This is a genomic window from Pseudoalteromonas sp. TB41 (assembly GCF_000497975.1).
Lineage (GTDB): Bacteria > Pseudomonadota > Gammaproteobacteria > Enterobacterales > Alteromonadaceae > Pseudoalteromonas > Pseudoalteromonas tetraodonis.
This window is the reverse complement of sequence record NZ_AUTH01000106.1, coordinates 174,598-181,751: the sequence shown is the minus strand read 5'-3', so window position 1 is coordinate 181,751 and position 7,154 is coordinate 174,598. Positions and strand designations below refer to the sequence as shown.

Annotated in this window: 6 protein-coding genes and 1 pseudogene; all 7 read right to left on the bottom strand. The window is 38.0% G+C overall.

Annotated elements, in window-relative coordinates:
- Positions 1–30: 30 nt before the first annotated feature.
- Positions 31–792: an IS5 family transposase gene (locus L641_RS0119520; protein WP_024600859.1), complete on the bottom strand. Its 762-nt coding sequence runs from the start codon at positions 790–792 to the stop codon at positions 31–33.
- Positions 793–959: 167 nt separating this feature from the next.
- Positions 960–3,272: a PAS domain-containing hybrid sensor histidine kinase/response regulator gene (locus tag L641_RS22490; RefSeq protein WP_249362390.1), complete on the bottom strand. Its 2,313-nt coding sequence runs from the start codon at positions 3,270–3,272 to the stop codon at positions 960–962.
- A gap of 45 nt (positions 3,273–3,317) precedes the next feature.
- Positions 3,318–3,635 (bottom strand): hypothetical protein, encoded by a 318-nt coding sequence (locus L641_RS23685; protein WP_249362391.1) that lies wholly within the window; start codon positions 3,633–3,635, stop codon positions 3,318–3,320.
- Positions 3,614–4,192, bottom strand: a complete 579-nt coding sequence (locus L641_RS23680; RefSeq protein WP_249362392.1) for a hypothetical protein — start codon at positions 4,190–4,192, stop codon at positions 3,614–3,616. The genes L641_RS23685 and L641_RS23680 overlap by 22 nt, the downstream gene beginning before the upstream one ends.
- 64 nt (positions 4,193–4,256) lie before the next feature.
- A pseudogene (locus L641_RS22485) lies at positions 4,257–5,494 on the bottom strand (ABC transporter substrate-binding protein).
- A gap of 180 nt (positions 5,495–5,674) precedes the next feature.
- A complete protein-coding gene (yghU, locus tag L641_RS0119505; protein WP_024602860.1) occupies positions 5,675–6,517 on the bottom strand; it encodes a glutathione-dependent disulfide-bond oxidoreductase in 843 nt (280 codons plus the stop codon).
- Between the two features lie 18 nt (positions 6,518–6,535).
- Positions 6,536–7,141: a rhomboid family intramembrane serine protease gene (locus L641_RS0119500; RefSeq protein WP_024602859.1), complete on the bottom strand. Its 606-nt coding sequence runs from the start codon at positions 7,139–7,141 to the stop codon at positions 6,536–6,538.
- Positions 7,142–7,154 lie beyond the last annotated feature (13 nt).

The window sequence follows — 7,154 nt, the reverse complement described above, 5'->3', positions numbered from 1 at the left end:
TAGGGGCTGTTGATCTTTGTAGTACATATATCAATCAGCCCACATTGGTAGCCACATCATAGTAAATGCTAAAGCGAGCATTGAATGATAATTTCGTTCAAGCTTTTCATACCGCGTGGCTATCCCTCTATATTGCTTAATACGGCCAAATGCATTCTCAACCAAGTGCCGATATTTATACATGCACCAGTCAATATCTTCATTGCCTACTAAACTGTTGCCCTTACGTGGAATAACGGGTGTAGCGTTATTATCACGAACAAACGCTCTCAGTTTTTCACTGTCGTAGCCTTTATCTGCGACAACCATATTACTTGTTGGGCAATTAGCTACGAGTGACTCTGCATGGACGATATCATGCGTATTTCCACAGGATAATTCATAATAAACAGGCAACCCTCCGCTATCGACTGCAAGATGAATTTTCGTAGAATTTCCACCTCGGCTCTTTCCAATTGATTCATTGTCAGCAGTTCTTGCACCGCAACTATGTTGATGAGCCCTGACAATACTGCCATCAATGAAGACCCAATCCATGTCCGCATCACGAGATAATGCGCGAAACAGTTCATTCAAAATCCCTTTTTTGGACCATAAATTAAACCGTCTGTAGATAGCACTCCAACGGCCAAAATCAGAAGGTAAATCTCGCCATGGAATACCTGTGCGCATCTTATACAGTATGCCTTCGAGCGTTTTTCTATGGTCGGGCTTATTATAAATTCGACCACTTAAGTACATTACTTTTGATAAGACATTCCATGTCCCGTCTGTTAGCATTAATCTTGGCATGTAGGTTCGGTGTAAAGTTTTCTGGCGAATTCAATTATACCTTATCTTCATGCTGTTTGTTTTTCATACCACAAAGATCAACACGCCCTAGTTTTTTCACTCTATTTTACCGCTGTATAAGTACAAATATTTATATATATTAAGATGATATGATTAACATATCTACTTTACCCATTGTTTTTAAGCTCATATGGCAACCATTTTAGGAGTTTTTTAAATAATATGTCTTGCGCAATAGGCTTAGAAATATAGTCGTTCATTCCAACCTGTAAGCACTTAGCTTTATCGCCCACCATTGCGTTTGCTGTCATAGCAATAATAGTAATCGGAGGGTTTTTACTTCCAGCTTCATTCACTCTTATATGGGTTGTGGCTTGGTAACCATCCATCACCGGCATTTGGCAATCCATTAAAATGAGTGAGTACGGGTTATGGGAAGTTGTTTGTTTTAAATATTCGAGCGCGTGTTGGCCATTTTCTGCAATATCAATGCTGTTAATTCCTATCTTTTTAAGCGTGGTAGAGGCGACGATTTGATTAATGTTGTTATCTTCAACCAGTAAAATACGAATACTTTTGTCCCACACAATATCATCGCTAGACAAAGGCTGAGTGTCAGATAAACCCTTAGTAATGAGGCTGTTATTACTTTGCTGTTTACCGCTAAAGCAGGTCGATAGCATCTTAAAAAGATTTTGTGTGATTATGGGTTTTGTAACAATGGCTGAAAACCGAGACGCTTGATATAAATCGCGCTGTTTATTTAGCTCACCCGTGGTCATTAAAACAACATGCGCAGCCATAAGATCTACTTCTTTATCAAGGGTTTTACTTAAGGTTAAAGCATCGCCGTCACTTAGCTGCATATCAATCATAATTAAATCAAAACAAAGGTTTTGTTTTTCGATATATTGCTGACATGTTTTCACAGCCTGCTTTGCGGATGGGCTGATTACGGCTGTTGCTCCCCATTTAGTAAACTGCTTGTGTAAAATAGAAGATTGAGTTTGATTGCTGCACACAATTAAAATATTTAACGATGACATAGCGATAGGGGGTAATACTTTTTGTGGGTTTTTACTGCGTTTTAGAACAACATTAAAGCTAGAGTTACTGCCCTTATTTTCTTTAGATTGTACCTGTATATCACCTTCCATTAGGTGGCATAACTTTTTAACAATCGCTAAGCCTAAGCCCGTACCACCATATTTTCGCGTTGTTGAAGAGTCAACTTGAGAGAATGATTTAAATAGCTTGGCTTGTTGAGCTGCAGAGATACCAATTCCAGAGTCTATTACTTGGCAGCTAAAACACACTTGATTGTTGTTAATCGGTGTGAGTTTAGCAATAACTTGCACTTCGCCTTCATGAGTAAATTTAAGCGCATTATTTACTAAGTTTGTTAAAATTTGTTTGAGGCGTCCGGCGTCACCAATGACAAAAGCGTATTCAAGATGCTCTACATCTAGCATTAACTGAATATTTTTACTGTGGGCATGAATTGCTATTGTTTCGATAAAATCGTCGAGCATGTTACAAAGGTTAAACTCTAATTCCTCAAGTTTACCGGCATCCACTTTTGAAAAGTCTAAAATATCGTTAATAATATTTAGTAAGGAGTTTGCACTATTAAGTGCAATGCTTACCTGGTGGTGTTGTTTTTCATTTAATGAGCTATCTAAAATCAAATTAAGCATGCCTAATACGCCATTCATAGGCGTGCGAATTTCATGACTCATTGCTGCTAAAAACTCGCTTTTGGCAATGTTAGCCTGTTCAGCCGCCGCTTTTGCTTCAATTAATAATTGATTCGCTGCTTTTTGCTCAGTGATATCTTGCTGAATTCCCACATAAGCTGTGAGCTGTTGCTGCTGGTTAAAAACAGGTGAGATTTGTAGGCTATTCCAAAATTCCGTGCCATCTTTTTTATAATTTAGTATCTCTATACGTTGAGTTTTTAATGTTTTTATTGCATTAGTAATAATATCTATTGCGTTCTTATCGGTGTTTGGCCCTTGAAGTAAGCTGCAATTTATTCCTAGCATTTCCTCTTTACTATAGCCTGTTATTTTTTCAAATTCAGAGTTTAAAAAGACTAAAGGAAAGCCTTGCACACTCGCATCGGCTATAGAAATACCCACATTACACGATTCGATTGCCTGCGCTAATAAATCATTTTGCTCTTTTGCTTGCTTTAATGCTTTTTGAGAACGTTTTTGCTCAGTAATGTCAGTTACAGAGCCTGCCATTCTAATTGCTTTATTATGCTCATTGCGCAGTGCCATCCCTTTTACTGTAAAATAACGATAAGCGCCTGATTTAGTTTTTAATCTATAATCGTAATTAAAGGGAGTGTTGCTAATTAAGTGATTTGCTATTTGCTTTTTATGCTTGGTTATATCATCAGGGTGAAGTAACTTATAAAGTGCATCAGCACAGTGAGGCAAAGCGTTTTTATCGTTTTCGTCGTAGCCAAGCAATACGCTAATACGGGGAGAAAAATATACTTCATTTGTAACAATATCTCAATCCCAAATACCATCATTACTGCCCTTAACCGCCAGTTCGTAACGCGCTTCACTTTGCTTTATAGCTTCTCTTGAGGATTCTAAAAGCTTAAACGGGTTTAGTAGTAAGTGCCGACCAAATACAAACAGGAATAACGACGATAAAGCCATACTTACAATAATTGATATAGCAATATCGATTATGAAGCGAGTAGTTTTAGCAGCAATTAAATTGCTAGTAATGTAGTAGTTTAATGTTATATCTGTATTGCCAATGAGGTTTTGGCCAATACTGACATACTCGTCATCTTGATTTAAATTAGAATAAAAACCCATGGGCCTGCTAAAGTCAGTCCATGACTTTTACGGTCAAAGTCGGTCGGTAGTAACTGGGTCATTGGCGTATTAAATTGCACCATAAGCACGCCCTCAGTAAAGTTATTATATTTTATAGGCACCGCAATGGTGAATAGGTCAGTATTGGTTGGCTTATTTAATATCACCGCCTTTTCTGTTTGCTCTTCAAGTAAGCTATTTATCCATGGTTGCTCAATTATGCTCAGCTCGTTAAGCGAAGGATCGTTACTAAAAACCACCTCTTTTAGTACGTTTATAATCGTTATTTTTTCGGTGCTCCCCATTATTTTATATTGAAAAAGGTAATCTTGGAGTAGCGCTTTCGAGGTGTCTGACCCCATTATGGCGTTAGATAAAATAGGTTGACGAGCAAGGTCATTAAGAATTTGTGTTCTTGTTTCTAAAAATAGTGTGAGGTAGCTGGTGGTGAGTTTAGATTCAATCTCAAGACTTTTACTTTGCAAATCATAGATAGCTGTATTTGCACGATGACCAACAAACAGTAAAGAAATAGTTACTGATAATATTAAGCTCAATGCTAAAAAAGTATAAAAAGCATTATTTGTTGAGAGCTTAAATTTTTATTTATTAATGCTCGCATTACTCAACATTGCCTATTGGGTTTTCGATAATGTGTATTTTTCCATCTGGCTGATAATTTGCCATGCATAAATCGTCAAAACCAAGTGCTTCGTGGGCATCAATACTATTAGCTGACCACACAGCAAAAGGACGTTGGTATTGTTTTATTAAGCCATTAACTGGCATGGTTAAGTTTTCAAGTGCATGTTTAATTTTTGCTCTGTTGTGCTCTGTATTATCGGTTAAAGTTATTTGTGATATGCCCTGTAATAATAGTTTTGTTAAGTCGTAGGTATGAATAACTCCAGCCGGAGAAATTAACTCAGTGGGTGCTACAGGGGTAGGCTTGAGGGATAAGCTTTGTGCTATAACATTTTTAGTTAAAGCGGTTTGCGGCGTTTTTAAAAATGAAAAACAGCTTTGTATAAAATGTAAGCTCAAGTTTGATTTTATGGCTTGCTCAACGTTGGCAAAAATACCCCCACCCGTTATTCCCTAATGACTAACAATAGGAAGGCGTTCATTTTTGGCAAAACTTGCCATCGCATTTATAAATACAGCCCCCTCAATGGCATTTCCAACAAATAAAATACACTCTGCAGGTGTATTTTTTATTTGATGTAGCATTAATTTGGCGTTATTTATTTTTGTGTTCCAGTTAAACCATTCTACTTGTGGTTTTATATCACCAAAGGCCTTAAGCATGGTGTTGTTGTTTGATTTTCCCCATGGCGTGTCTTCTAAAAGTAAGAGCGGATTTTTGCAATTTAGAGTTTGCGTTGCAAATTGGGCCATTCTATAACCGGCTTTTGTATCATCTACCGAGAGCCTAAATACCCAGTTATCATCGCTAGGGTATCGGGTAATAGACCCTCCTGCAGCCCAAGGCAGTAGTAGTAATAGTTTGTTTTTATTGATGAACTCTCTGTTTTTTATATAGGGCGGGGAGTGCAATCCACCAATAAAAACCAGTGCATTGGGGTCTTTTAGAAACTGCTGCATGTGCAATAAGCTGCGATTCGCATTACCTCGGTTGTCTTTTTCAATCAGTGTGAGCTGATAATCTTGCACGTTATGATTAATCTCTGCTAAAGCAGTCAGCACCCCATCTTCATTGCATAGGCCGATTCGTAATGGTTTGAATAGTCTGAGTCATGGTAGAGCGTTAATGTTTTTACATCTTCGCTGCGTGCACTTAAAGGAAGTGCTGCAATATAAAGTACACTTAAGAGGAGTACACAAACCAAAGATTGCATAATAAACTTTATGTTAGTAATTTTTATTAAAGTTAGTCTACTTTGGCGTGTTTTCCTGTTTTAAAAGGAAATTATTTAATTTTTTATAAAAATATAAAACTGAAATATGATTCAGTATTTTTTTATTAATGGACATAAAAAAGCCAGCTAAGCAGCTGGCTTCTTGAACTTTTTTGACTTTTATTTAAAGTCTTGGGCCGTGTGGCGCTCTGCCATTTGCTCTTCTTCCGGGCCCCACGTACGATTAACACGACGACCTCGTTTTACGCCTGGGCGTGCAGCCACTTGTTTAGCCCAACGAACCACATGGGTATAAGATGCAACATCTAAAAACTCTGCCGCGTCGTATAGGTCACCTAAAACCAGTGAGCCATACCACGGCCAAATAGCAATGTCGGCAATTGAATATTCGCTGCCTGCCATGTATTCGTTGTCACTTAAATGGCGGTTTAGTACATCTAGCTGACGCTTAGTTTCCATGGTGAAACGGTCAATCGGGTATTGCATTTTGGTTGGCGCATAGCTGTAAAAGTGACCAAAGCCGCCACCTAAATAAGGCGCCGATCCCATTTGCCAAAACAGCCAATTACGACATTGTGTTTTGGCTTTGAGATCGTTAGGAATAAAGGCATCAAATTTTTCGCCTAAGTATTGTAAAATAGCACCTGACTCAAATATGCGTGTTGGCGGTGTGGTTGAATGATCCATCAGCGCGGGTATTTTTGAGTTCGGGTTGATATCAACAAAGTCAGAGCCAAACTGATCGCCTTCACCAATATTAATTAAATACGCATCGTATTCGGCATCGGTTAAGCCAAGCTCTAAAAGCTCTTCAAACATAATACTAACTTTTTGGCCATTGGGTGTTGCCAGCGAATAAAGCTGAAATGGATGTTCGCCAATCGGTAATGTTTTGTCATGAGTAGCGCCTGCAATGGGGCGATTTATACTAGCAAATTTACCACCACTTTCATTGTCCCATGTCCATACTTTAGGCGGGATGTATTCGTTGTTTTCACTCATAAATAACCTCTATCTTTATTAAACGCGTGTTTTAGTTGTTGCTTGCTGATTTTTTAATTTATCTGCTTTTGCTAGTTTATAACCTAAAAACAATCCACTTAATGCACCAAAAAAATGGCTCTCAAACGAGATATGAAAACGCTGCGGTAATACGCCCCAGATAAAGCCACTGTATAAAAATGCTACGATAATAGCGATGAAAATCGATTTAAATGAACGTCTTACAATGCCATAGCATAAAATAAAGCCCCACAAACCATAGATGACACCGCTTAGACCCACATGAATATTACTGCGGGCAAACATCCAAACTAATAAGCCACCTACTAAAGCGGTGAATATAAATACACTATAAAAGCGCTGTACGCTGTACTGGCAAATTAACCAGCTTAATACAGCAAATGGCAACATATTACTGGCAAAATGCCACCAGCTACCGTGTAAAAAGGGAGCACAAAGAATACCAACCAACCCTTGAATACTTCTGGGATAAATACCTAAACCGTTTAAATTAATGCCAGGTAGGCTATTAATAAGCTGCAATACAAAACAAATAATAATAATGCTAAAAATAGCAAAGCGGGTACTGGTAATAAGTGAAAGCGTGTTTGGTTTAGTGGCCATAGTGTGATCCTAA

Bases quoted from the DNA above. Each gene is read 5' to 3' on its own strand.
- L641_RS0119520 (WP_024600859.1), bottom strand. From the start codon at position 792: ATGCCAAGATTAATGCTAACAGACGGGACATGGAATGTCTTATCAAAA.
- L641_RS23685 (WP_249362391.1), bottom strand. From the start codon at position 3,635: ATGGGTTTTTATTCTAATTTAAATCAAGATGACGAGTATGTCAGTATT.
- yghU (WP_024602860.1), bottom strand. From the start codon at position 6,517: ATGAGTGAAAACAACGAATACATCCCGCCTAAAGTATGGACATGGGAC.
- L641_RS0119500 (WP_024602859.1), bottom strand. From the start codon at position 7,141: ATGGCCACTAAACCAAACACGCTTTCACTTATTACCAGTACCCGCTTT.